Origin of the sequence: Bremerella alba, assembly GCF_013618625.1 — a bacterium.
Taxonomy (GTDB): Bacteria; Planctomycetota; Planctomycetia; order Pirellulales; family Pirellulaceae; genus Bremerella; species Bremerella alba.
In genome coordinates, this window is the sequence record NZ_JABRWO010000001.1 from 739,360 (window position 1) to 762,907 (window position 23,548).

Below are 23,548 nucleotides of genomic sequence, written 5' to 3' on the forward strand. Positions count from 1 at the left end.
GGATGGAAATAGTAATAACTCGCATTTAGCGGAAAGCCTGCGGGGTCCCAACGGAACTGCCTACGTCATTGGGCAAACAACCGGCTCATATCGGTAAAACCCTTGATCTCAATCGCATTGCCTGACGGGTCGTAGAAGAACATGGTCCCTTGTTCGCCTGGCTCGCAGGCAAAGCGGACATAAGGAGCGATTACAAATTTGATTCCTTCTTCCTGAAGCCGGTCGACAAGCGTTTCCCAACGTTTCATGTCCAGGACGATCCCAAAGTGAGGAACGGGAACGCCGTGACCGTCGACTTCGTTGACGTGAAGGGAGTCGACCGACTTGCTTTCGTTCAGATGACAGACGAACTGATGCCCGAAGAAATCGAAGTCGACCCACGTACTCGCGCTGCGTCCCTCAGGACAACGCAGCACGCCGCCGTAAAACTCGCGGGCAGCTGCCAAGTCGTGAACTTGAACTGCCAAGTGAAACGGGCTCAGGGTCTCAATGGTGGAAGTCATCTCGCGGGAACTTTCCAAAGGTAGATTTACTACGATGCATTGCTGGGAAGTACGTCATCTTGCGCGCAATAAGCGCCTACGATGTGTTCAATTGCCATCCGGGTTCACGGACGCGATAGACGTGCGTTAGAAGTCGGTCACTCCCACACGGATGACGGTTCTGCGATAGGAAAGCACGGCGGGCAATCGCCAACTCGAACGGGATTTCGTGTTGGCTCCTTGGAGAAAACGGCCCTGCTGGAACTTGGACGGTCACGAAAGTGCTTCATAAATAGGCAAGTTTGCGATTGAGGTATAACCAAATATCTGCGTATGTAGCGATGGTCACAACGTCATTCCGCGCAGAAAACTAGTCAGTTTTCCCCAAATATTGTGGTGCAAGATCGTTTCATTGAGGGGAAAAACGTTTGCCCTCGGTCTCCTCGCCCGAATTGGTCCACAAGTTGCGTTTGCTATTTCACGCCTATATTGTGGGAATAGTGTAGTATCCCCTTTGCAAGTCAAGTTCAACACAAATACATAAGATTACCATGATCCAGCGAGTATCCGCCTACTCCGACCGCCTGCGCATCGCGTTGCTGATTCTCAATGAAAGTTACTGGAGTCGTCGTATCCTGCATGGAATCGCCCGTTATGCAGATGTGAATGGGGGATGGGATTTTTGGTTGCATCCCCGCGGAATGGAGCAGCCTCGCCGATTGCCAGCCGACTGGAGAGGTCAGGGGGTCATTTCCCGCATTTCGAACGAACCGCTGCGTCAATCGATCGCCCTGCACAACCTTCCCACGATCAACGTTTCCTGGTTGGGTGATCATTGCGCTCGTTTTCCCAAGGTGATCGCCGATCCCCTAGCCGCCGGTCAGTTGGCAAGTTCGTTTTTTGTGGAACGAGGGTTCGAACACATCGGCTACGTCGGGCCGCCTCTGTACTACGGCTACCAGGATGTCATCCTGCCGGAACTAACCAAAACGGCTGAAAACGCAGGATGCCGGGCCTATCAGTTCGTTCCCGATCCAGACGTCAAGCAGGCAGACTTCGACTTCCAGCGCGTGCGACTCGTGGATTGGGTTCGCTCGTTGCCAAAACCGGTCGGAATTGTTGCTTGGCACATGATTCAAGCGCGCGAGATCATGCTGACGTGCAGCGCCGAGGGAATCAACGTTCCCAACGAGGTGGCCGTCCTGGCGGTCGAAAACGATCCGTTAGTCTCCCAGCTATCACCCATACCAGTTTCCTACGTCGAGCAGCGCATCGAACGAGTTGGCTTCGAGTCGGCGCAGGAACTTCAGAGATTAATTTCCGGCGGCAAGCCACGTGACAAGCCTCTGTTGATTCCGCCAGAAGGGGTCGTCGAAATGGCTTCCACCGATACGGTGTTCGCCAACGATACCCTCGTTCAAGATGCGGTCGCATTCATCAAACAAAATTGCGATGTCGCGATCAACGTGTCGGACTTGGTTCAACATCTGGATGTCTCGCGGAGGTCGCTGGAAGACCGCTTCCGCAAAGTGCTAAAACGATCACCTGCTGAGGAAATACGATTTACTCGCGTGAGAATTCTAAAGAACCTCCTCAAGACTACCGATCTCACTCTTGTCGAAATAAGTCGACAAACCGGACACAGTTGCGAGAAATCGATGCTCCGCTTTTTCAAAAGAATGACCGGATTAACGCCAGGCGCGTATCGCCAAAGTCATCCTCAAGTTCCTCGGGACAATGACCAGGAAGATTCCTGGGATTGATTCGCAAGCTGGGTCTCGGCCTCAATCGTTGCCCACAATTTACACGTCCCAGGTTACAACTGCGGAGGATCAGAAAAAGTTCTTCAGGTCGCACCAGAGGATTTTGCCAGCCGGAGCGACCGTCACATTTTCGCCCGAGGTGACCTCTCAAGCCGGGTGACATGCCCACGCGGACTTGGACATGGCTTCCGGGCTCGTTGGATACGGTGGCACACGCCATTATCATCGTATGCCAACCGCATTGCAGCTTCCGCATAGCGGACCCTACTGAAGCGGCTCTTTGGCTTCCTTCATGAAGTCACCCATCATCTGCACGATGGTTGGGTGGTCGGCGGCGATGTCGGTTGTTTCGCCGATGTCTTCCTGCAGGTTGTATAGCTCGATGGGCTTGTCCGGGGACAGACGGACGGCTTTGAATTTGCCCATGCGGGCCGCTTCCATTTTCGCGAACGACGAATACGAGATGCGGCTTTTGGGGTCTGGCTTGCGGTTGCCGACGACGACCTTTTGTTGTTGGTCGAGCAAGGTCGGTAGGAAGCTGAGGCCGTCGTTGAGCGGGACCTGCTTCGCATTGGTCAGGTCGGCGTAGGTGGCCATCACGTCGTAGGCGTTGAAGGTGATGCCAGACTCGGTGCCGGCGGGGATCTTGCCGGGCCAGACGGCAATGAACGGCACGCGGATGCCTCCTTCGTAGACGGTTCGCTTGAAGCCACGCAGCGGGCCGTTGCTATCGAAGAAGCCGTGCTTGTGGCCCCCTTCGCTGTGCGGGCCATTGTCGGAGGTGAAGATCAGCAGCGTGTTGTCTTCGATCTTCAGTTCTTTCAACAGGTCGCGCAGCTTGCCAACGTCGCCATCCATGCGAGTAATCATGGCGGCGAAACCTTTTTCGGGATTGGGCCAATCCTTGTCGGCGTACTGGCCGTAGTCTGGCACTTCCTGACCGTCGCCGGTCACGCGGCCCCCTTCGTTGTTGGCGTGCGGGATGGTCCAGTGAAGGTGAAGCAGAAACGGCTTGTCGGCGTTGCGGCGAACGAAGTCGAACGCTTCCTGCGTCATCACGTCGTAGGAGTATGTCTTACGAGCATCCGGCTTCGATACGCGGCCGCGGGCATGGGGGTTGTCGTCGATCAGGACGTTGCCTTCGAGGGGAAGCTTTTCGACCTTGTCCCCTTCGCAGCGCCAGATGTGCGGAGGGTAATAGTTATGAGCGTTGCCTTGGTCGAGATAGCCGCACCAAAAATCGAACCCGTGATAGATCGGTTCGCCGCCGCTGCCAGGCGTGCCCATGGCCCACTTGCCGACGCCGCCGGTGGTGTAGCCTTGGTCTTTCATCAGCTGGGCGATGGTGTGATCGGTCGACTTCATCGTGTACGGCTTGTTGTCGTTGATCGGCTGATGCCCCAGGCTACGACCGGTCCACAACACCAACCGCGAAGGCCGACAGACGGTGCAACCGGCGTAGAAGCTGGTGAGCTTGATCCCATCGTCGGCCATTTGATCGAGCTTGGGCGTGGCGATCTTCTTCTGTCCGAACGACCCAAGGTCGCCGTAACCAAGGTCATCGACGTAGATGAAAATGACATTCGGCTTGGTTTCATCCGCCGCACGGACAACCGAAGGAACTACCGACAGCAGACCGATAGCGAGCAGAAAACACAGGCGTTGCATGGGAGGCGACCTTACATGCGAGACAGAGGCGATTGGGGGATTTTCAGAAGATGGCAGTCTAGTATTGCTTGCTATTAGGACCGGGTCAAATTTGTCGCATTCGACGCCAAACATAGCGAGTACTGCATCGCGATTGTCTTAGTGCGAACCAGGCAACGTCACGTTGCAGCGGTACTCAAACTCTCGACAATACTTGTCCTTTTAAAGGGTCCTAATTTCTTATCAGTTCTGCAATCACTCGTCATTTATTGTTCCCGGATTCCGCGACAGCAGGAGATACTCTGCACGCCGAATTGAAACGAACCGAGTCGCCTGAATCTCTCCCCAATGCTGCCCAATGGCATGACACTCTTAAATCCCGGTTTTTTGAATACTATTTCATTGCACCTGTAGCAGGGCTTGTTACACTACCAAATGAGTACGCTTACTGGATCAGAAAATGTGTTCGGCGGTTTGAAAAAAGCATCTTTTAACTCTTGTCTTATTCTTCTTTCTTCGGATCTGATTTATGGCGTAGGAGCAGTAAGTCTATGGACATCTCTCGTCAAAACACGCTAACGCGGTATGGGTTCACGCTGGTGGAACTCTTGGTGGTGATCGCGATTATCGGAATGTTGATTGCGTTGCTCTTACCAGCGGTTCAGCAAGCACGGGAGGCCGCTCGTCGAAGCGCGTGCCGCAATAACTTGAAGCAACTCGGGCTCGCGATTCACAACTACGAGAGCACCTTCAAACAATTTCCACCTGGGGCGGTTCGCATCAGCTTCGAGCAAGGCTCTAGCTATCGGATGCCATTTGTCGCCCAGATTCTTCCTTTCATCGAGCAAGGCAATGTCTACGATTTGCTCAATTTCAAACAATCGTGGCATCACTCCTCGAATGCAGACGCTAAGAATTCGCCGCTTCCCGTCTATCTCTGTCCTAGTGATCCAACCTCTGACGCTCAGGTGATGCTCCCAGAAGAAGCTTTCGGGAACTACGGATTAAACTGGGGGATGCATCGCTTTCTCGATATCGATGGTCAAGGACCGAGCACGAACGAACCGGGTGGTAAGACGAACTTCGCTTCGCCCTTTGGCAACAACTATGGAGCTCGATTCGCAGATATTACTGATGGAACTAGCAACACGCTCGCGATGATGGAAATGCTAAAAGGCATTGGAGCGGGTGCTATCGATCGTCGCGGACGCATTTGGAATGAAGATTCAAACTGCTATCAGATTATGACGCGTCTCTCGCCCAACTCGATCGCTCCCGATTATTGCGAAACGGGAAAGTGTGTTGATCATCCCGAGCAAAACCTGCCGTACGAGCCACCACCCGGGGCCACAGGTGCCGGTAAGGGGCAGTCACAAATGGCTTCTCGCAGCGCGCATCCTGGCGGGGTCCAGGTTTTGTTGTGTGATGGCTCTGGACGGTTCGTGAGCGATACGATCGATCTCACATCCTGGCAGGCACTCAGCACGCAATGGAATGGAGAAGTGATTAGCGAGTAATAGGACCGACCATCCGGGCCAGAAGCCCTTGGGCTTGTTCTGAACACGTCACCTGCTTTTCAATAAGGATTCTCTATATGAGCGTCAGTAACCCATGGAACCAAGGACGTAAGATTCGATCCGTTGGGTTGACGCTTCTCTTGGCCGTGGGTCTGATCGGTTGTGGTTCGAGCGACGGGCTCGACCGCCGGGCAGTTCGCGGAACTGCAACCTATGAAGGCGAGCCGATCGAGAAGGGAACGATCACCCTATTTCCCTTGGCCAACGGGATTATGGCTGCTGGCAAGATTGTCGATGGGCACTACGAAATTCCTGCCCACGAAGGGCCGATTCCTGGGGAATACCGCGTGGAGGTGACCGCGTTGAAAGAAACCGGTCGGATGTTACGCAACGAGGAACCCGGCATGGAGACGATAGAAATTCCTGAGGTCCTCTCCTTTATTCCAGCCAAGTACAACGACCTTTCCGAATTGACGATAGAAATCAGCCAGGAAGAGATCGCTACCCAGGCTGACTTCCGGTTAGAAGAATAGAGATTGGGCATCCGCCTGATTCTCTTATTGATCAGCCACCTGCGGTTCGATTCCCAAGAGGCCAGAGAACTCTAACAGCAGCCGCTGCGGGGTGCTCATTTCGGCGCGTTGCCGTAGAACCGACCTGGCCAGCTCAGGCTTGTCGGTCAGGATGCCGTCGACGCCTCGGCTGATCATGGTCGACATGGTGGCGGCGTCGTTGACAGTCCAGACGTATACCTGTTTGCCGTTGTCGTGGGCTTGATCGATCAGCAGCGCGTTGGCGAACGAAGCGTTGACGGCCATGAAGTCGGCTTCCAGCTTGTTCAAATTGCCGGCCGCGACCGACATGAGCAGCCCGACTTTCCACTGGGGGCGGATCGCTTTCATCTTCTCGACGCCGGTTCGCTTGAGCGACATGGCCATGACCTGCTCGTTCATCCCTTGCTGGTCGACGACATCAGCCACACGCTGCTCGAGCTTTTGATCGTGGCCGTAATACTTCAGTTCGATGTTGACCCCGATTTTGTCTTTGCACAGGGCCAGCACTTCGGCCAGCGTGGCTACCCGTTGGTCGGCGAAGTCAGGCCCGTACCACGTACCGATGTCGATCTCGCTCAGGTCGCTGGACGTGGCGTCCCAGATTTTGAGCGGGTTCTTACTCAGCTTCATGAAGTCGCTATCGTGCATGACGACAACTTGCCCGTCGGCCGTTTCCTGCACGTCGAGTTCGATCCAGTCGGCCCCGTCGTCGATGGCCTGTTGAAACGAGGCGAGCGTGTTCTCGGGGGCTTTGCTGGAAGCACCCCGGTGGGCCATGATCTGCACGTTGTCTTCCAGCTGAACCGACTCGAGCGCGGCGGTGCCGATGAGGATCGCGATCAGGATACCAATCACCGCGACGGCGGCCAGCCTGGCCCGTGTGATTTGCGGACCGGTGTAATTGGCCACTTCTCGTTCGAACTGGGCGGCTAGATCAACCTGCGAGCCTTGGCCGGGCGTTTGATAAAGCGTGAACAACATCGTCGCGAATGTCGTCGCCCCGAGAAGGTTACTCGCCAGATTCACCAGCGTCAGGGTCACCATCGAAGCACCGATCGCGACGACCAACCACTGCAGAGAAGTCGTCGAATCAGGCATCAGTTGCTGAGAGCACCATGTCACGATTGCAGTGGCAACAGCTGAGACGAGCAGGATTACCGCGATCCAACCGACCAGCCAGGCCAAGATAATGCGTCGATGCCCGTGGGCTCTGCGACGGCTTTCTTTTAACGCCTGGGTCGGACTGAGCTGCTCGAACAACAGCAGCGGCAGCGCGAAGAAGTAACTAGTAATTAGCCATAACAGCACAGCCATTAGGCCCAATACCAGCAGCACACCAATCCCCACGGCAATCCGAAAGATGGGCGGGCTCTCTTGCAGATAGTAGTTGATGTCGTACTCGGTGAGCAGTGCCAGGTAGATGCTGCCTGCTACGACCAGAAACGGCACCACAGCGAGTAAGACAAGCACGATGATTCGTAGCGTTAAGCGAACAACATGCACTGCATGAGCTGCCGCAAAACGTAAGGCACCAATCGGTGTTACCGTGCGCCCTGTATGCTTCGCCGCGACAACCCCCAGCAGCGAAGTTTGTTCGAGAAACACAATCCCCAACCACAGCGAGCCTGCGACCAGCAAGCACAACCATCCGGCCGGTCCGAGAAAGAACAGAGCGATATCGACGTCAGAGAGGACTTCGTTACCAAAGGCCGCCAGCAGAAATCGAAACAGGCTGCCCACCAGCGGCGTGAGAAGAATGAATGCGAGAATCTTATAGAGCAGGTCGGTCGCGACGAGCGTTTTCCAACACGAAGAGAATGCCTGCGAAGCAGTGGTGAGCCGTGAGTTCATTAAGTTCGAGAGTTCATTAAAAGGGCGAAATAGGAGCGTCCGTGGTTTACCAAGATACCTGAAGTTCGTATGCGAGACGAAGGTTAGATTCTCTTATGGTGATTACGGCGCGCTCACCCCGACGGCCAGTGGCGGTCACGCCTTACCTTTGGGAGGGTTAATGGAAAGGGTTTTTCCATAGCTGAAAGGGGCTTGTTCGTTACTGTTTTCCCAGGATATAGACGGCAAACGACCCCCTTTGATATATCGTAATTATTAGAAGATTCCACGTGACATCACGAAGTCGACTTTCTATATTGCGCTCAGTGCTCAAAAGCTACCTGATAGGCCGCGTGCCTGTCGTGAATAGCAAGCCCCATCATGGCAAATATTATTCCCCTCCTGTTTATCTTCTTTCCTTAAACGTCGGAGAACGGTTCCATGAAGACCACAAAACCTACAGTCGTGCGGCATGGTTTTACTCTGGTAGAGCTGCTGGTGGTCATTGCGATTATCGGCGTACTGATCGCCCTGCTTCTTCCGGCCGTTCAGCAAGCGCGCGAAGCGGCACGACGGATGAGTTGCTCGAACAACCTCCGCCAGTTGGGCCTGGCAATGCACAACTATCACGACACCAACAATTCTTTTCCCTATGGCGGTCGTTATTACATAACCAAGGCCGGATCGAGCTGGCGGTTTGCCATCCTTCCTTACTTGGAACAGAAAGCACTCTTCGATTTAGACCGAGCCACGGGGTATGACCTCGATACGTACGAAGGTGGCGGCAACAACACCGACATCTCGGTGTATCGCGACGAGACCCGACAGCTGTTTGGTTTGGTGCTGGATGCCTACGTTTGCCCGTCAAGCTCGCAAGAGCTTCTCTTTGCGGCCAACAATAGCGCTTCGTTGATCTCGATCGGTGCCGTCACTCAGGCTCATCATTACGTCGGTATCATGGGGGCTTACCCGGATCCGGCTGGTCGATCCGATTCCTTCTACGCCGTCTCAAGGGGAAGCTTTGCCTCGGACAACGGCATTCTGACGATCGGCGAAACAAAGAAGATGCGCGACGTAACTGACGGCACTTCGAATACGATCATTGTTTCCGAGCAGTCAGGCAACACGAATCCGAACGCGTTGTATCGCAAGCTGGCGAACTACCACACCGGCTGGGGCGGCATTTCCACCGAAGGCACCGTCGACTCTTGGCGTGCCCAGGGCCCTGATCTGCATCGCTATGGTAGCGGGCTGACTTCGGTCTATCATTCGCCTAATCCACGTTCGGTAGGTGCTGAAGGCACAGCTGACTATGACTTCAACACGCCGCTGACCTCCTTTCATCCTGGCGGCCTTCAGGTGGTGCTGGCCGATGGCTCGGCGCGATTCATCAGCGAGACCATCCCGTTGACCACCTTACAGCAGCTGTCGGCTCGTGACGACGGACAAGTGATCAGCGGCTTGTAGAGTCTGTTTCCAAGCGGTTATCGCGGGCGTGATGATGCCCGGCCATCAGCAAGGTGGAAGACGGGCGATCATCACGGACCTTGTTTTTGGACAGGCTTTGTAACTTCGTAGGAAAGAATGAATCATGTTCCGCTATGCTCTCTTCACGCTGGCCGTTTTCACTTGGGTTGCCTGCTTGGGATGCAACCAGCGCAGCGCGCGTCCTTCGGTCACCATTGAAGGAACCGTGACTGTCGATGAAACGCCGCTGCCCCAGGGAAGCATTCACTTTACCTCGCCACTCACGGGTGAATCGGCCTATGTCAACTTGCAACCAGACGGTACGTACGCTGTCAGTTTCCCGGAAGCCGACCTCGGCGAGGCCTACGAGGTTTCGATTCAGAAACCACAAATCGAGCTAGAAGATGCTCACGCCAAAGCCGAAAGGATCAAGATGGACGTTAAGATTCCTCCTAAGTACGCCCATCGAACCACCAGCGGTTTGACATTCACGGTGCAAGAAGGGGGAACCCAAACCTTCGATGTCGAACTGAGCAGTAAATAGCCGTAAGTGCTCTCTCAAGAAAAGAGACAAGCGTCACCCAACGAGGCGACGCTTGTCTTTTCAACATGACTTCACTCGGGCAATCTCTTAGTGATGCGTCTGCTCGCCGCCCACGCATAGCACTTTGGTCGGCATGCCACCGACTTCGTACTCGCCGCGAAACTCGAGATCGTTCAGCGACAACAGTTGCAGCTTGCCGCTGCCAGGGTTGGTAACCACGGCCCAGCGACCGTCGGCGTCGAAGTCGATTTCATGATGGCCGTAATGCCCGGTGACCTGACTTGGTCCGACCGGCAGGTGCTTTACCACCTTGGCGTCACTCAAGTCGCGATCTGCGTTGGGATCGAGATCGACCACAACCAACTGTTCGGCGACGTCGCCTTCTTTCCGGTCCTGAAACAGAAACGCATAGCGCTTACCGGCCGAGGTGACTACCGTCGCCGGCGTCGTTAGCGAAAGACCATCGGGCGTGTCGATCGGAAGCTTGATAACCGATGGTTGCTGGGCAGCTGCATCGATCAGGCAAAGTGCGGCCTTATCGTGCTTGCCGGTGTTGCACAAAACCCAGTTGCGATGCGTGGTGAACGCGCCGGTTCGGTTAGGTCGTTCCGAGTCTTCGGCTTTCCCGAAGGAAAGATGCTGCGGCTCGACGCTTTCCGGCGACTGCTTCAGGTTCACGTCGGCATCCACGTAATAGATACCATCAGACGGGGCGAAGAAGACGCGTCCCTCGTTGGCCGTCGCGCCGTGCAGACCACCGACCGGTAGCTGAAACGAGTAAGCGATCGCGTCCTCGCCGGTCTTGCTGAGGTCGCTTACGTCGATGAGACCGCTTTTCTTTTCATCGCGCGAGCTCCAAGTCGAGTAGGCAACTTTGCCGTCGATCGCAGCCAAGGTGATGTGCCCTCCTCCACCGCGACGAAATTGCCCGTGCTTTTTGTCGTCCTGTCGCAGCAGGTGCAGCGGCGACAATTGCGTGAAGCCGTCGCGTTTGTCGTTGGCCAGAAAGAATTCGCCATCGTATTGATACAGATGGGCCGGGTTTCCTTGCGACTGGTCGACGACGCTGGCAATCACATGAGGTGGTTCGCGATAGTCGTGGTCGTCGTGATCGCCGTGGGAATGACTGCGAACGCCCATATCCAGTGCAGCCCACCCACTTTGATATTTGCCTTGGTCATCGTCTCGAATGCCCACAACTACGACTCGGCCGATGCGTTCCATCTGGACCAATTCGTTGCGCTCGGCGTCGAGTTGGGGGAAACCTTCGACGGCGTCGTGCTTGGTGAATTCGATCTGCGAATCGACCTTAGAGAACTGGCCCCAACGTAGCGTCTTGCCTTCGCGGTCCTGCCAGAGGATTCGCATGACTGGGGTGCCATCGGTAGACGCTTCTTCGGCCTGCATCGGCACAGCCAAGGCGAAACCCATCAGGAGCGTCGTGAAGTGCCAAAGTGACAATTTGTGGTTCATGGATGCGGTCTTTCTTGATAGGGAGATGTAAAACATGGATTGAGCGTAGGATGCTAAAGCGCTAACTTTGGCTCCGGCACGTTGAGATCGATCTCGGTTTGCTCGGCTGTCCAATCAATTTCCAAGGGAGACTTTTCTGGCGAGCGATACGCTCTGGGCCAAATCATGGGGAACTCGCCGGTCGATTCAATCGTCAGGCGATAGCTTCCCGGCGTCAGGTGAACCCCTTCCAACGTCGCCTCCTTGCGAAGTTGGAAGTTCCCCTGGTTATCGCTCACGGCGAATGCCTGGGGGTGGCCGTCGTGGTCGAAGACGGTTAGACGAACCTCGCGCAGCGGCTGACCGTCGGCGTGCAGCTTGCCAGGCGTGCCACCTGGAATTGCAGGCGGTGGCCCGCAACCGATCAGCACGCAGGCCAGCAACGTTAACTGGATAGGTAGTAGGCGATGCATAGTCGTTCTTTGCTTAGAAAGGCTGCGGAACTTCACCACCACCGCGACTAAACAACGCTCGCCAGGTGGATAGTTCGATCGTCTCAGGCACGAAACGGACGCTACCATCGGCAAGCACGATTTGCGTACCACCGGGGTGATTGCTGCGGCTGCTGGAAACGACGTACCCGTGATGCGATGCATCGGGGCTGCGGCTGTTAGGCGAATAGAAACCATTGATGGTGATGTGATATCCGGTGGTGCGAATCCAGGAACCGGCTCGTGCTCCGGTATAGCCGGAGGCCGATGCGGCATCGATGTCTTCGCCGGTCTTCGAGCCGGGAGCACCGCCGCTCACCTTTTTGATCTGCCGCTGCGGGTCGGTCAGAACGGTAGTCGAAACCTGGTCGCGTCCGCCAAACAGCGTTTCTGCCATCAAAATGGTGTGGCTGGTGCCGTCGGTAATATCGCGAAACGCCGTATCGCTACCTCGCCAAAAGAGTCCGTTCGGATCGCAGGCTTCGCAGAAGTTCAGCCCGTCGCCACTTCCCACGTTGACCATGTAATTGGTTCCGGCCCACGTATCGGCGCCGTCGTTATACAGCGGGTCGCCGCTGTCGGACGGGCATAGAAACATATCCAAAGGACGATCCTGAATGCCGGCATGCACGGGGTTCAGAGTGACCGAGGGCCCACTGCCGAGCATGAGCGGCTCGCTGAAGTCGATTAGGTCGTGCAGGTTGCCTTGCTCGAGGAACGGCAAGATCTGGGCCTGGGCCGAGAAACCAGTACTGCTAGAGGAAATGAGCGGGAACTTCCTATGGGTATCGTGATAGTTGTGCATGGCCAGTCCCAACTGCTTGAGGTTGTTCTGGCACTGCATTCGGCGAGCAGCCTCGCGGGCTTGCTGTACGGCCGGCAGCAATAAGGCAATCAAAATACCGATGATGGCGATAACCACCAACAGCTCGACGAGCGTGAACGCATGTCGTGAACGCATTGGAAAACTTCCCTCTTCGCGGACAACGTAGGCCGTGCATAACTAAACACGGCGAGATACCACATGCGACTTTATTTGTTTTGCAATTCACTTGCAAGTACTCTCTTGGGACGTTTATCGGAAGAGGCCTTTTGGTGGCCAAAGTATAGCCAGAAACGACATCCAAGAACGAAATAAGCCCCAGCGGATAGACCGCAGGGGCTTTTGGCGTTTCGAGCTTTGCGCGAACTTAGCAGTTATTGGCCGGCTAACGCTTCGGGATCTTCAACCACCAGATAATGACCATGATCGGCCGTTAAGATTAGGCACGTATCGTCCCAACCACCGTGCTTCTCGATCCACTGCGTGACCTGGTGAAATGCTTCGTCACCGCTGAGTACAGCCCCGATCGAATCGTCGATGTTGTTCGAATGGTTGGCCCAGTCGACGTCGCCTGCTTCGATCATCAGCCACCACGGCTGGCCTTTCGCTTCCAAGACATCGAGGGCCGCCATGCTCATATCGGCCAGCGTGACGTTTTCGCGGATATCCTCTTGGGTATACTCTGCGGCCGCCGTCGGACCCGAGCTTTTCGCGCCGGCAACTGGATCGTACTTGCCATCGGCGGTTTGGTAAGGCAAATGACCGCCTGAGACACCAAAGAAACCGAAGAGCCGGTGTTCTTCCTTTATCGCCGTGGCGACACCTTCTTCCAAGACCTTCTTGCCGGTTTGGCCAGGGGTGCGCTGAGCAACCACATATTTGCCGCCGTGGGTCACATCGATCGCTTGCTGGTCCTCAGCAGTCAGATAAGGATTGCCAGGGACGAAGTTCTTACCTTGCTTTCCGTCCTTCTTCTTTTCGTCTCCCCAGCCACCGGCGAGCAAGACATCGACGCCAGAAAGGGCACCTGGATGATAAATCGAAGGACGTCCTATCAGGTCGCGGGTGATGTCCTGATAGTCGTAGCGGTGAACATTGTTGGCATAGGCTGCCGCCGGCGTGGCGTGGCAAATGGGGACACTCGAAACGACGCCCACCTTCCATCCATCGGCTTGAAGTTGTCGTGCGATCGGCAAGACTTCGCGGCCCATGTAGTCGACGTTGATCGCGTTGTTGTATGTTTTGACACCTGCAGTCATCGAAGTGGCCGTCGAGGCCGAATCGGCATACGCGTGAACCGTGTTCTCTCCTTTGGCAATCCAATAGTTAGCATCGGCCGGGACGCTCCAAGGGAACTCGCCGCCTGCGGTGGGGTCGTATCCTCCTGGGGTGCTACCGCCGGGTGAGGTCACCATCTGGCTATTGACATTCACATCGGTTCCGCTGTTATGCGGGGTTGTCACGAAATATCCGAAGTCGGTCTTCGCGCCTCGATAGTCTTGAAAATGAAGCCCCGTTCCGCGACCCTCGCGATAGGGCACGTTCCCATTCTTATAGATGGCTGCCGCCCAAGTCGTTTGCCAATCCATGCCATCGCAGACGAACAGAATGACTCGCTTCTTGCCACTCTCGACGGCCTGCTTCTGCAAACGATAGACGTCGGTCTGATCGAAGTATTCGGCCTGGGGATTGACGGTTTGCGTAGGAACGAACCCGAACAACTTCTCTAGCTTCTCTTCACTTCGATAGATGCTGTTACCGCCATCGAAAGCGCCCAAGTCGATGCCGAAGGTGTAGACCGGAATCAAGCGGTTGGAATGCGTAGTCCAGCTTGAATACTTCTCACGATTAGGTCCCCAATGAATCGCTTTAGGACGATTTGTCTCGGCATTGCTTTGTTGCAGCGAAGAGATCGAAACGCGTTCCAGGGTCTCAGCGAATGTGGCGTTTGCCAGCAGCAGACTCAGAACAACAGCACCAATCGCAGGGAAGATCTTCATCACAGGGTAGGTCTCGGCAATAAACACAGGGGGGGGAACTCGGCCAGGACTCTTCATTGAACCTACGGCGTGACTGGAGTTAAACCCCTCCTTGCGAAGGTAATGCACTTTTTTGCGCAAGTAGAACGAAACTACATTTCGATCAATTCTCGGAAAAAACAAATGACATTCCGCGCCACGCTCTGCGCGACCGTGATGTGGTACCCCGGCATGAGTCGATTCACTGCCTTTGGTATGACCCGCTCAGCACTACGGAAGGGTTCTCAATCGAATCGACCTTCAACGCTGTCGGCGCCGAGGAAGATTAGGCTGTCGGTCTTCTATGCATCTCTGCCAGAAGATTGTGCAGAAAAAATTAGTGGTGGATATAAATTTTCCACCCCTAAGGAGGATATTCGAGAGAGCTTTAAAACGTACGGTAAAACGCAGAATCGCATAAATGCCAGAAAAACAAGGGAATTTTCCTCTTCATAGGGCTTGCGAACGAAAACGTTTTTTCTGGATGGCACGCTCTTTGCCAACTTGATTCAATTACGATATCCCGATATATCTGAGTGATATCGCGGAATAGTCGGAATAAGCATTTTTTCCATTTAATTCTTTCTGATGCGGAGATCCTCCTGATGAAGTGCCCGATTCCCTCACGACGTGGCTTTACGCTTGTCGAACTACTTGTCGTGATTGCCATTATTGGAGTCCTCATTGCCCTGCTGTTGCCGGCCGTTCAACAGGCACGTGAAGCGGCTCGCAAAATCCAATGCCGAAACAATCTCAAGCAAAGCGTGTTGGCCATGCACAACTATCACGACACGTTTTTGAGCTTGCCTGCCTATCGCCGAGACAACAACTTTTGGGGCTGGGCTGCTCAGTTACTGCCGTTTATGGAAGAGGACAATCTGAGCGAAGCGGTTGGCGTTAGTTCCAATACGTTCCCGGAAGCGGTTGATGGAACGGCCGGCGCGAATGCGACAGAAGTCTTATCGACGGTGATCTCCAACTTGCGATGCCCTTCTTCCACGGCCCCAGAGACTTTCGAGCACGATTCGATCGAGTATGGCGTGATCAGCTACGCGGCCAGTCGAGGCTACGGCCAAGCCGGTTGGGACTCGGACAAAGCTGCCAATACAGGCGCCGTCAATAAAGAAGGCTTGGAGTTCTCGGCCATTACCGACGGCCTTTCCAACACGTTTGCCATCGGCGAAGCTTCGGCCAAGTATGGCGGCTGGGACTCGGGTCCGCGCGGTTGGGCTTTCTGGGCTGGAACGCCAGGCAACAACTACTTGGAACGCCAGAACACCCTCTCGCGCTGTGTTGCTTTCCCCATGAACTCGACGGCACATTGGGGCTTCACCAGTGCCCATACCGAAGGTGCCTATTTCGCTTTTTGCGACGGATCGGTGCAGTTCATTTCCGAGCATATCGAGTTCGACAAGAATGGCGTGTCCAATGGCTGGTTCGGTGGTGATTCGGTGCATGCAGATATCTACTCCAATGCTGCCGGCATGGGCGTGTATCAATTGCTGGGCATTCGTGACGACGGACAAACGGTGCAATTGCCGTAGTCGCAAACCCTTCTCCTGCTTCTTATCGCTGATACGTAGTTTCCGTTGAGAGTGAATCATGTGTGATCAAAGATGGATGGCCCCTGGCCTTTTACTGATTCTGCTGATTGCGGTCGGATGCAGCAGCGGCCAAAACCAAGTCGAGATGGGACATGTTACCGGCCAGGTTTTCGTCGATGGCGAGCCTGCCGGGGCAGGTCTTCAGTTGGAGTTTGCCCCCGTCACCAAAGGAGTGCGGGGTAGCACCGCAGTCACCGACGATTCGGGATACTACGAAGCCATCTATTCGCTCTCGAGCAATGGAGTCCGTGTGGGGCCGTGCGTTGTCAAACTCGTGCCCCCAGCGACCGCTCCTCCGGTTCCTGGTAAGAAGCGGAACCTTCCCTTTCCAGAGCCGTATTACGATGAGATTCGCCAAATTACGGTCAGCCCCGGACAAAATACGATCGACCTAGAGATCTCGAAGAAGTAGCTCCTATGGGCTGCTTTGTTTCTTGGCAGCGTTTCGCTTGCTTCTTAGACAGACAGGCTGGGAGGGCCTCTCTCAGGAAACTTTTCCCTCGCAGACCGGATAAACCGCAATTTGAATTATGAAACCAGTATTAGCTGCAAACGTGCATTAAGTGGCCGTATTCTTCCTTTAGGTAACTAGACGCCTCGTTTGCTACATTCCTGCCCATTTCGTCCTTGAACTGCACGTCAAATGGCCTGAGCTTTGCTGATATCCCGGTATAGCACCGTTGCGAGCCTGCTCTGTACGCTCGCGATAGTAATTTTCCTTCTATCTTCCTGCCTGATTTTGAGAGCCTAGTGACATGAAGACGAAACGATCGTGTTCCACTCGTGCGGCATTTACGTTGGTCGAACTGCTTGTCGTGATTGCCATTATTGGTGTGCTTATTGCCCTACTACTGCCGGCCGTGCAACAGGCCCGCGAGGCCGCTCGCCGTATGCAGTGCAGCAATAACCTGAAACAACTTGGCCTGGCCCTGCACAATTATCACGACACCAACGGTGCGTTTCCGATGGTTTCGTACGTCGATAACACGAACCGCCCGGCCAGTTGGTTGGTGCGGATCTGGCCCTTCATCGAACAATCGGCCGCCTACGACCAGTGCACCTTCAACAGCGACTGGACTGGTATCGGCTTCGATCGTAACTGGCGCGTCACCACGAATGTCGTTGTCGACTCGCTCAACTGCCCGTCCAATCCGATGGAACGTTTCCTGACGCAAGCTTCTAGCAGTGCAATGCAAAGTGATGGGGCACCGGCGGAGGTTCAGTATCAACGTGCCGACTATGTGGGCGTGGGCGGCGGTTACAACATGACCGGCGCGACCCCTTCTCACTGGTACGGTTTTCACGGGATGAATGACTACAACGGGATCTTTGTGGCCTTGGATAGCTATAACAAGCAGACCACATCTTTCCGAGACATCACCGACGGTACAAGCAACACGCTGGCTGTGGGCGAACAGTCGAACTTCATTCGTTCCCTTAACACGTCGACCGGCGAAGTGACCTTCCATGACTCGCGCGAGTACGGACACCGTGGCGGTGCTTGGAGCGGCGGCGGTGGCCACAACGGAAACGGTTCGTGGTACGGCAACTGGGAAGGGCATTCGTCCATCCGCAGCGGGATCAACTTTGCTCATACCAGCGGATACAACAACCCCCTGGGAACTGGAAACGACCCCGGCAAAGGAGGTCGCTCTGGCCACCATACGATCTTCACTTCTGCCCACCCAGGCGGCGCGTTGTTTGTCCTAGGCGACGGATCGACGCGATTTGTCAGCGAGAACATCACGATTGAAACGCTACGTAACTTAGCCAACCGCGCCGACGGCAATGTCGTTGGCGAGTACTAAGTTGGTTCGGCCTAACTCCTGGCTTTATTTCAAGGTGAACGTGATGAATCGATATCTATTATCTACTAGCGTGCTATTGGCACTGGCCGCGACTGGTTGTTTTTCAGACTCGGGTCAGCAGCTGCATACCGTCGACGGGACGATCACCCAGGACGGCGTTCCTTTTGTGGATGCACAACTGGAGTTCGAGCCGCAAACGGCCGGCGCACCTTCGTATGGCAAGTCGGACGAGAACGGCGACTTCAAGCTGTATTACTCGACCGGCAAGCCGGGCGCAGCCCCAGGGCAACACATCGTGAAAGTTCTGGGCGGACGCAAAGCGAGCGATGCCAAGCCAAGCGAGCCCACATCCATCGAGGCCCCGGCAGCACAACGGAAAGAATACCGGGGCAAAGAGATCGTCGTGACCGTCGACCCAAACGCCGAGAATCACGTCGAGATCGAACTATAGGTTTCCACCTCTTCGGAACAGAGAGGGTGGTACCTGAAAAGGACTCTCGCGGTTGCTTCTCCGCGTGGGTCCTTTTTCTATGCGCGGGGACAGAATTTGACTGCTGAAGCCTTAAGCACCACCTGCTAGGGATAGGACGTGGTCTTCTTGTAACCTCATTTTTATGTGGGAATTTCATTTTTCTTTCGGAATACCACAATATTCAAGTACACACTCTTGAGATCCATCAAGGCACCATTAGGGTAATCCATTACTCACTAAGAGCGATGCCGCTGTGAGCTACCGAGATGACTGCACTGAAGATAGGCCTGCCTGATGAGATTGGTCTCGGGTTTGCTTACTCGGGATATCATCGAGGCGTTGGTCTCGAGTGGCTTTCCTAATTTTTCTTCCTACTACGGATCGAGCTATGACCAATTCTTCCCTTCGGCAACGGGGTTTCACGCTGGTTGAGTTACTTGTGGTGATCGCGATCATCGGCGTGTTAATCGCGTTGCTGCTGCCTGCGGTGCAACAAGCTCGCGAAGCGGCCCGACGGATGCAGTGCAGTAACCATTTAAAGCAGTTGGGACTGTCGCTCCACAATTATCACGATACGCATGGGTGCTTTCCGATCTCGTCGCACCTTTCTCCCACCAACCGAAAGCCAGCCAGCTGGTTGGTTCGCGTTATGCCGTTTATGGATCAAGCGGCTGCTTTCAGCCAGCTGACCTTCGACGATACCGATTTCGCCGGAGCAAACGTCGATCGTAACTGGCAGATCACTCAAAACTTGTACATGGAATCGGTTCGTTGCCCATCCAACCCGATGCCGGCCATGTGGACCCAAGACGTCCCCCAGGCAACTCAAGACTTAGGGGCACCTTCGGAAACTGCCGAATATCAGATTGCAGACTATACCGGTGTTGCCGGCGATTATAACGGGTCGACGCCCAGCTTTTGGAACGGCTACCGCGGCCGCAAGGACTACTGCGGGATCTTCGTCGCATTGGATGACTTCAACACCAACACGTGTTCGTTCCGCGATGTGACCGACGGAACGAGCAATACGCTCGCGATCGGCGAGCAATCTGATTACTTCCGCTACCTCGATGGCAACGGCGAAGTGCAGCAGGCCGATCACCGTAGCTGGATCAACGAAGCTGGTCTCTTCTGTGGTGGAGGTGGCGGCACCAAGTCGCAATCCCGCAGTTATTGGAAAGGCGTGTCATCCCTTCGTGCTGGCATTAATGTTCTCGCCCCGGGGGTTAACAATCCGTTTGGTGTTGGCCTCTTTTACACACGTGCTCGTCATCATACACCGTTTGTGTCAGCTCACCCTGGTGGTGCGATGTTCGCAATGGCGGATGGATCAGTTCGATTCGTGTCCGAGCACATCGTCTTTGAGACACTCGAACATATGGCGGATCGATCTGATGGCGAGGTGCTCGGCGAATTCTAATGGCGCTGCGTGAAACACAACAACAACCACGAACCCACAAACGTAGTATGAATCGATATTCCTATTACCTATTTCTGCTGGCCCTGGCGGCAATCATTGGATGCAATGCTTACGATGGCCCGCCGCTGGATCAGGTCACCGGCACGGTGACCTCCGGAGGCAAACCTTTGGTCGGAGCAACGCTTGAGTTCTATCCCGATGCGGGCGGGGCACAATCGTATGGCAAAACGAACGAGAACGGTGAGTTCACCCTTCGCTATTCCACCGGCGAGTTCGGCGCCGTTTCGGGAAGGCATCGCGTGAGTGTTATTGGAGGGCATGCTCAAGGCCAATCCTCGGCGGTTAAAGTCGATAAGGATGGCGTCGAATTGGCCGCCGACCCTGACTCCGCTCCTAAACGCGGCGCGAAACCGAGACATGGCATTGAAATCCAAGTCAACTCAGGTGAGCCCACGTTTGTTGAGATCGAGCTTTAACACGTTGGTATGTCCGCGACGTTATTACACATTAAAAGGCTCCTGCGAACGACCATCGCAGGAGCCTTTTTCTGTTGTTTCAGCAGGTCACGGAATCATCCGCAGAGGCCATGTCGCCGGTTTCTATTTCGGTCCGCTGGCGTTGATCTTGTCGGCGTGATGTTCGGTGCCAGACCAATCACCGTAGGGGCGATCCCCTTTAATGCGTTTGCCGGTCTTACTGTCGGTGTAGCCAGAGACGCGATCGTAGAAGTCGACGGTGTAGTCCGCCGGGGCACTGTCGCCCGTTTCCTTCTGCCATTGGTCCATTTTCTGACGCATGACGACCAACTGCTTGGCGTACTCTTGGTTGCCGATCAGGTTGTTAGTTTGCAGAGGGTCTTCGCTGGTGTCGTACAGTTCTTCGGCCGGTCGTGGTACGAGCAGAACGTCGGCCTGGGCAGGCGTTAGTTTCTCTTTTGCATCGACCAGATCTTTATGCGAAGGAGAACTGACCGAGTCAGCCGGGCCGAGCCAGGCTTTTTCGGGACGAGCATTGCGAACGTAGAGAATCCCGAACGGGTTACGCACCGCGCGGCCGTGGGCTTCGTAGTCGTGCCAGTTGTGTTCGCTGAACGCGTAGTTGCGAGTCGCTTCGCCAACAGGGTCTTTCAGTAGCTTGGCGAAACTAACCCCTTGGGCCTGCTCAGGCACGTTCACACCCGCCAGACTGAGAAAGGTCGGGCAGATATCAATGACGCTAACCAACTTGTTGCATGTTACGCCGGAATCTTTGAGTCCCTTAGGCCAGCTGACGACAAACGGGGTCTTCATGCCGCTATCGTGCACGCGCGTTTTGCCGCGTGGAAAGGGCCGACCGTTGTCGGCCATCACGATGATCATTGTGTTGTCGAACGCGTCTTGGGCCTTCAACTCTTCGCAGACCTGGCCGATGTAGTAATCGAAGCGAGTAATCTCGTTGTGATAGGAAGCGAGGTCATCTCGTGTTGCCGGCTCGTTCCGCATGTACGGCGAGACCTTCACGTCGTCTGGATTGTGCTTCGGTCCGTAGTTGTCTTTCTGCCACTGCGTGTCGGCATCCCAGCCGCGGTGGGCGTCGGTCGCGGCGAACCAGAAGAAGAAGGGTTTATCTTTAGGGCGCTTCTGCACCACATCGACCCAGTGCCCTTCCCCGCCGGAATTGCCCGGCACGCGTACGCCCCGTTTGTCGTCCCAAACGGCGTTCTCGTTGGCGTCGTCCTGCGGCATGTGGTCTTTGCCGGCCAGGGCCGTGTAGTAGCCTGCTTCTTTAAGCAGCTTAGGAAACTTGATCAGATGCGCCGGCAGCGGTCGATGCAGTTCGCTGGCCGCCCCGTTGTTGTGCGGGTACCGACCCGTAATGATGCTGCACCGACTCGGGCTACAACTGCTGGCCGTCAGATACGCATTGGTGAACTTCATCCCGTCGGCCGCCAAGGCATCGATATTAGGCGTCCGAGCCGTTTCGCTGCCGTAACAGCCGAAGTCGTTCCAGCTGACATCGTCGGCAATGAACACAATGAAGTTAGGACGATCGTCCGCCACGGCAGGCATCGCCAAAGCGAACAGCAGCAAGACCGGTAGTACGAAGTGAATGCGATGCATGAGATTTTCCGCGCTGGGTAGAGGAATGAGGTGGGTGGTGGAACTCAGGATCAGTATCCTTGATGACGTTTACTGGGTCAAATTACGGCGGAGTGGGCCCCCGCAGTTAAACCGCATTGGTATTTTTGCACGGCTCGTCATTTTCGCTAAGCATTCGAACGTCCTTTCGCCTATTGGTTTGCCGGCTGCCAAGGCACATTGCCTGCCGCTTGAATCTGCAGTCGCATGGCCCCTTGTAGCTGGAGGAACTTCTTACGGTTGGTCTTGGCCAGGTCGTTTTGTTCCTGCGGGTCTTCGTTCAGGTTGTATAGCTGCAATGGCGAGTAAGGGTCGTTCTGCATTAGTTTCCAGCCGTCGCGGATGATGGCCTGGTACGATTTGCCGCCGTAGCGTGGGCCTCCTTCGCGGCGGACAAAATACAGGTCACGCGTGTGCGGCGGCATCGGTTTGCCCTCGAAAAGCGGGACCAGGCTCATCGCGTTCAGATCATCCGCCGGTGTGCCGCCGGCCAGCTGGACGAACGTGGGGAAGACATCAAAGTTCATCCCTTGGTAGTCGCTAATGCTGCCTGGCGGAATATGTCCGGGCCAGCGAACGAAGAACGGGACCTTCAAGCCGCCGTCGTAGTGGCTTTGCTTGCCGTCGCGCCAAGGGTCGTTGTTCTGGGCATGTGGCAAACTGCCGCCGTTATCGCTGCCGAAGTAGACGACGGTGTTCTCGGCGAGCCCCAACGTTTCCAGCGAATCCAAAACCTTGCCGACGGCGTCGTCCAGATGCTGCACGAAGGCGACGTTCATGGCTCGCTTGTCCGAAAGCTCTGGCTGCGACTTCTTCACCGCGTCGAGGTATGCCTGGGGTGGTTCGATCGGGAAGTGAGGAGCGTTGTAGGCTAGGTAAAGGAAGAACGGTTCGTCCTTCACTTGCGAGCGGCCTTGCAGGTAATCCGTCGCGAACTGAGTGAACAAGTCGGTCGCGTGCCCCTGGGGGTCGATCTCTTTCTGGTTCAGCCGCATGTAGTTGAACCCCTCGCGGCGATGCGTGATGTAGCTATCCATCATGTCGCCCAGGAACCCGTGGAAATGATCGAAGCCGCGCTCGTTGGGTGTATTAGGAGACTCAAGTCCAAGGTGCCACTTGCCGATGCACGCGGTCGCATAGCCTTGCTGCTTGAGCGCGTCGGCCAGCGTCGGCACGCCTGGTTTCAGAAAGCCCCACGAGTTGGCGGGATAGGTCCGAATCACCCCCGGCACACCAACCAGGTCCGGATACTTACCAGTCAGCAGCGCTGCCCGCGAAGGAGAGCAAACGGTGCAATTAGCCCGCATCTGCGTGAAGGTCATTCCGTCGGCGGCCAGCTGGTCGATGTTGGGCGTGGCCACGTCCGAGTCGTGATAGGTTGAAACGTCGCCATAGCCGAGGTCATCGGTATAGATGATCAAAAAGTTCGGCCGCTTGGTTTCGGCGGCGAAGAGGGACGCAGTCAGAAGGAACAGTGTAAGCAGCGAGAGGGATGTCTTCATGGTGGGACACTTGGACTGTGGTAGATGGGAATGACAA

20 protein-coding genes are annotated in these 23,548 nt (G+C 55.3%); 11 read left to right on the forward strand and 9 right to left on the reverse strand.

All coding sequences use genetic code 11. From position 1 onward, the window contains the following. Positions 1–65: 65 nt before the first annotated feature. Positions 66–503 carry a VOC family protein gene (locus HOV93_RS02925; RefSeq protein ID WP_207394930.1) on the reverse strand — a complete coding sequence of 146 codons (438 nt, stop codon included), beginning with the start codon at positions 501–503 and terminating at the stop codon, positions 66–68. A 530-nt stretch (positions 504–1,033) separates the two neighbouring features. Between HOV93_RS02925 and HOV93_RS02930 the strand changes: the two genes are divergently transcribed. Continuing rightward, positions 1,034–2,245 carry an AraC family transcriptional regulator gene (locus HOV93_RS02930; protein WP_207394931.1) on the forward strand — a complete coding sequence of 404 codons (1,212 nt, stop codon included), beginning with the start codon at positions 1,034–1,036 and terminating at the stop codon, positions 2,243–2,245. 264 nt (positions 2,246–2,509) lie between these two features. Here HOV93_RS02930 and HOV93_RS02935 read toward each other — a convergent pair whose 3' ends face one another. Continuing rightward, positions 2,510–3,913 (reverse strand): arylsulfatase, encoded by a 1,404-nt coding sequence (locus HOV93_RS02935; protein WP_207394932.1) that lies wholly within the window; start codon positions 3,911–3,913, stop codon positions 2,510–2,512. A gap of 530 nt (positions 3,914–4,443) precedes the next feature. On the opposite strand from HOV93_RS02935, the gene HOV93_RS02940 reads away from it, so the two are divergent. Further along, positions 4,444–5,409 (forward strand): DUF1559 domain-containing protein, encoded by a 966-nt coding sequence (locus HOV93_RS02940; RefSeq protein WP_207394933.1) that lies wholly within the window; start codon positions 4,444–4,446, stop codon positions 5,407–5,409. Between the two features lie 77 nt (positions 5,410–5,486). Then, entirely contained in the window at positions 5,487–5,942 is a 456-nt protein-coding gene (locus HOV93_RS02945) for a carboxypeptidase-like regulatory domain-containing protein (protein ID WP_207394934.1), read from the forward strand. Between the two features lie 24 nt (positions 5,943–5,966). Here HOV93_RS02945 and HOV93_RS02950 read toward each other — a convergent pair whose 3' ends face one another. Next, a complete protein-coding gene (locus tag HOV93_RS02950) occupies positions 5,967–7,814 on the reverse strand; it encodes a glycerophosphodiester phosphodiesterase (RefSeq protein WP_207394935.1) in 1,848 nt (615 codons plus the stop codon). 420 nt (positions 7,815–8,234) lie between these two features. Here HOV93_RS02950 and HOV93_RS02955 point away from each other — a divergent pair, with 420 nt between their 5' ends. Further along, a complete protein-coding gene (locus HOV93_RS02955) occupies positions 8,235–9,260 on the forward strand; it encodes a DUF1559 domain-containing protein (RefSeq protein WP_207394936.1) in 1,026 nt (341 codons plus the stop codon). A gap of 124 nt (positions 9,261–9,384) precedes the next feature. Continuing rightward, complete coding sequence (locus HOV93_RS02960) at positions 9,385–9,804, forward strand: hypothetical protein (RefSeq protein WP_207394937.1); 420 nt, start codon at positions 9,385–9,387, stop codon at positions 9,802–9,804. 87 nt (positions 9,805–9,891) lie between these two features. Here HOV93_RS02960 and HOV93_RS02965 read toward each other — a convergent pair whose 3' ends face one another. The 4 genes from HOV93_RS02965 to HOV93_RS02980 all read right to left on the reverse strand — a co-directional run bounded on the left by HOV93_RS02965 (position 9,892) and on the right by HOV93_RS02980 (position 14,570). Beyond that, the gene (locus HOV93_RS02965; protein ID WP_207394938.1) at positions 9,892–11,277 is read right to left on the reverse strand and encodes a YncE family protein; all 1,386 of its coding nucleotides are present in this window, start codon (positions 11,275–11,277) and stop codon (positions 9,892–9,894) included. Between the two features lie 53 nt (positions 11,278–11,330). Then, entirely contained in the window at positions 11,331–11,729 is a 399-nt protein-coding gene (locus tag HOV93_RS02970; protein WP_207394939.1) for a carboxypeptidase-like regulatory domain-containing protein, read from the reverse strand. 13 nt (positions 11,730–11,742) lie between these two features. After that, positions 11,743–12,708, reverse strand: coding sequence for a DUF1559 domain-containing protein (locus HOV93_RS02975; RefSeq protein WP_207394940.1), 966 nt, complete (start codon positions 12,706–12,708; stop codon positions 11,743–11,745). A 236-nt stretch (positions 12,709–12,944) separates the two neighbouring features. Then, positions 12,945–14,570: an alkaline phosphatase gene (locus HOV93_RS02980; protein ID WP_207394941.1), complete on the reverse strand. Its 1,626-nt coding sequence runs from the start codon at positions 14,568–14,570 to the stop codon at positions 12,945–12,947. Positions 14,571–15,193: 623 nt separating this feature from the next. Here HOV93_RS02980 and HOV93_RS25595 point away from each other — a divergent pair. The 6 genes from HOV93_RS25595 to HOV93_RS03010 all read left to right on the forward strand — a co-directional run bounded on the left by HOV93_RS25595 (position 15,194) and on the right by HOV93_RS03010 (position 20,368). Then, the gene (locus HOV93_RS25595; protein WP_235989702.1) at positions 15,194–16,132 is read left to right on the forward strand and encodes a DUF1559 domain-containing protein; all 939 of its coding nucleotides are present in this window, start codon (positions 15,194–15,196) and stop codon (positions 16,130–16,132) included. A gap of 58 nt (positions 16,133–16,190) precedes the next feature. Then, complete coding sequence (locus HOV93_RS02990; RefSeq protein WP_207394942.1) at positions 16,191–16,604, forward strand: hypothetical protein; 414 nt, start codon at positions 16,191–16,193, stop codon at positions 16,602–16,604. Between the two features lie 343 nt (positions 16,605–16,947). Further along, a complete protein-coding gene (locus HOV93_RS02995) occupies positions 16,948–18,000 on the forward strand; it encodes a DUF1559 domain-containing protein (protein WP_207394943.1) in 1,053 nt (350 codons plus the stop codon). A 43-nt stretch (positions 18,001–18,043) separates the two neighbouring features. Next, positions 18,044–18,451, forward strand: a complete 408-nt coding sequence (locus tag HOV93_RS03000) for a hypothetical protein (protein ID WP_207394944.1) — start codon at positions 18,044–18,046, stop codon at positions 18,449–18,451. A gap of 409 nt (positions 18,452–18,860) precedes the next feature. Next, complete coding sequence (locus HOV93_RS03005; RefSeq protein WP_207394945.1) at positions 18,861–19,892, forward strand: DUF1559 domain-containing protein; 1,032 nt, start codon at positions 18,861–18,863, stop codon at positions 19,890–19,892. A gap of 47 nt (positions 19,893–19,939) precedes the next feature. Beyond that, positions 19,940–20,368: a carboxypeptidase-like regulatory domain-containing protein gene (locus HOV93_RS03010; RefSeq protein ID WP_207394946.1), complete on the forward strand. Its 429-nt coding sequence runs from the start codon at positions 19,940–19,942 to the stop codon at positions 20,366–20,368. Between the two features lie 123 nt (positions 20,369–20,491). Here the strand turns inward: HOV93_RS03010 and HOV93_RS03015 are convergent, their stop codons facing one another. After that, positions 20,492–21,991, reverse strand: a complete 1,500-nt coding sequence (locus tag HOV93_RS03015) for a sulfatase family protein (protein WP_207394947.1) — start codon at positions 21,989–21,991, stop codon at positions 20,492–20,494. 170 nt (positions 21,992–22,161) lie between these two features. Continuing rightward, positions 22,162–23,511, reverse strand: coding sequence for a sulfatase-like hydrolase/transferase (locus tag HOV93_RS03020; protein ID WP_207394948.1), 1,350 nt, complete (start codon positions 23,509–23,511; stop codon positions 22,162–22,164). Between the last annotated feature and the right edge of the window lie 37 nt (positions 23,512–23,548).

Excerpts from the sequence above, each read along its gene's own strand:
- HOV93_RS02925 (WP_207394930.1), bottom strand. The coding sequence starts at position 503 with ATGACTTCCACCATTGAGACCCTGAGCCCGTTTCACTTGGCAGTTCAA.
- HOV93_RS02930 (WP_207394931.1), top strand. The coding sequence starts at position 1,034 with ATGATCCAGCGAGTATCCGCCTACTCCGACCGCCTGCGCATCGCGTTG.
- HOV93_RS02935 (WP_207394932.1), bottom strand. The coding sequence starts at position 3,913 with ATGCAACGCCTGTGTTTTCTGCTCGCTATCGGTCTGCTGTCGGTAGTT.
- HOV93_RS02940 (WP_207394933.1), top strand. The coding sequence starts at position 4,444 with ATGGACATCTCTCGTCAAAACACGCTAACGCGGTATGGGTTCACGCTG.
- HOV93_RS02945 (WP_207394934.1), top strand. The coding sequence starts at position 5,487 with ATGAGCGTCAGTAACCCATGGAACCAAGGACGTAAGATTCGATCCGTT.
- HOV93_RS02950 (WP_207394935.1), bottom strand. The coding sequence starts at position 7,814 with ATGAACTCACGGCTCACCACTGCTTCGCAGGCATTCTCTTCGTGTTGG.
- HOV93_RS02955 (WP_207394936.1), top strand. The coding sequence starts at position 8,235 with ATGAAGACCACAAAACCTACAGTCGTGCGGCATGGTTTTACTCTGGTA.
- HOV93_RS02960 (WP_207394937.1), top strand. The coding sequence starts at position 9,385 with ATGTTCCGCTATGCTCTCTTCACGCTGGCCGTTTTCACTTGGGTTGCC.
- HOV93_RS02965 (WP_207394938.1), bottom strand. The coding sequence starts at position 11,277 with ATGAACCACAAATTGTCACTTTGGCACTTCACGACGCTCCTGATGGGT.
- HOV93_RS02970 (WP_207394939.1), bottom strand. The coding sequence starts at position 11,729 with ATGCATCGCCTACTACCTATCCAGTTAACGTTGCTGGCCTGCGTGCTG.
- HOV93_RS02975 (WP_207394940.1), bottom strand. The coding sequence starts at position 12,708 with ATGCGTTCACGACATGCGTTCACGCTCGTCGAGCTGTTGGTGGTTATC.
- HOV93_RS02980 (WP_207394941.1), bottom strand. The coding sequence starts at position 14,570 with ATGAAGATCTTCCCTGCGATTGGTGCTGTTGTTCTGAGTCTGCTGCTG.
- HOV93_RS25595 (WP_235989702.1), top strand. The coding sequence starts at position 15,194 with ATGAAGTGCCCGATTCCCTCACGACGTGGCTTTACGCTTGTCGAACTA.
- HOV93_RS02990 (WP_207394942.1), top strand. The coding sequence starts at position 16,191 with ATGTGTGATCAAAGATGGATGGCCCCTGGCCTTTTACTGATTCTGCTG.
- HOV93_RS02995 (WP_207394943.1), top strand. The coding sequence starts at position 16,948 with ATGAAGACGAAACGATCGTGTTCCACTCGTGCGGCATTTACGTTGGTC.
- HOV93_RS03000 (WP_207394944.1), top strand. The coding sequence starts at position 18,044 with ATGAATCGATATCTATTATCTACTAGCGTGCTATTGGCACTGGCCGCG.
- HOV93_RS03005 (WP_207394945.1), top strand. The coding sequence starts at position 18,861 with ATGACCAATTCTTCCCTTCGGCAACGGGGTTTCACGCTGGTTGAGTTA.
- HOV93_RS03010 (WP_207394946.1), top strand. The coding sequence starts at position 19,940 with ATGAATCGATATTCCTATTACCTATTTCTGCTGGCCCTGGCGGCAATC.
- HOV93_RS03015 (WP_207394947.1), bottom strand. The coding sequence starts at position 21,991 with ATGCATCGCATTCACTTCGTACTACCGGTCTTGCTGCTGTTCGCTTTG.
- HOV93_RS03020 (WP_207394948.1), bottom strand. The coding sequence starts at position 23,511 with ATGAAGACATCCCTCTCGCTGCTTACACTGTTCCTTCTGACTGCGTCC.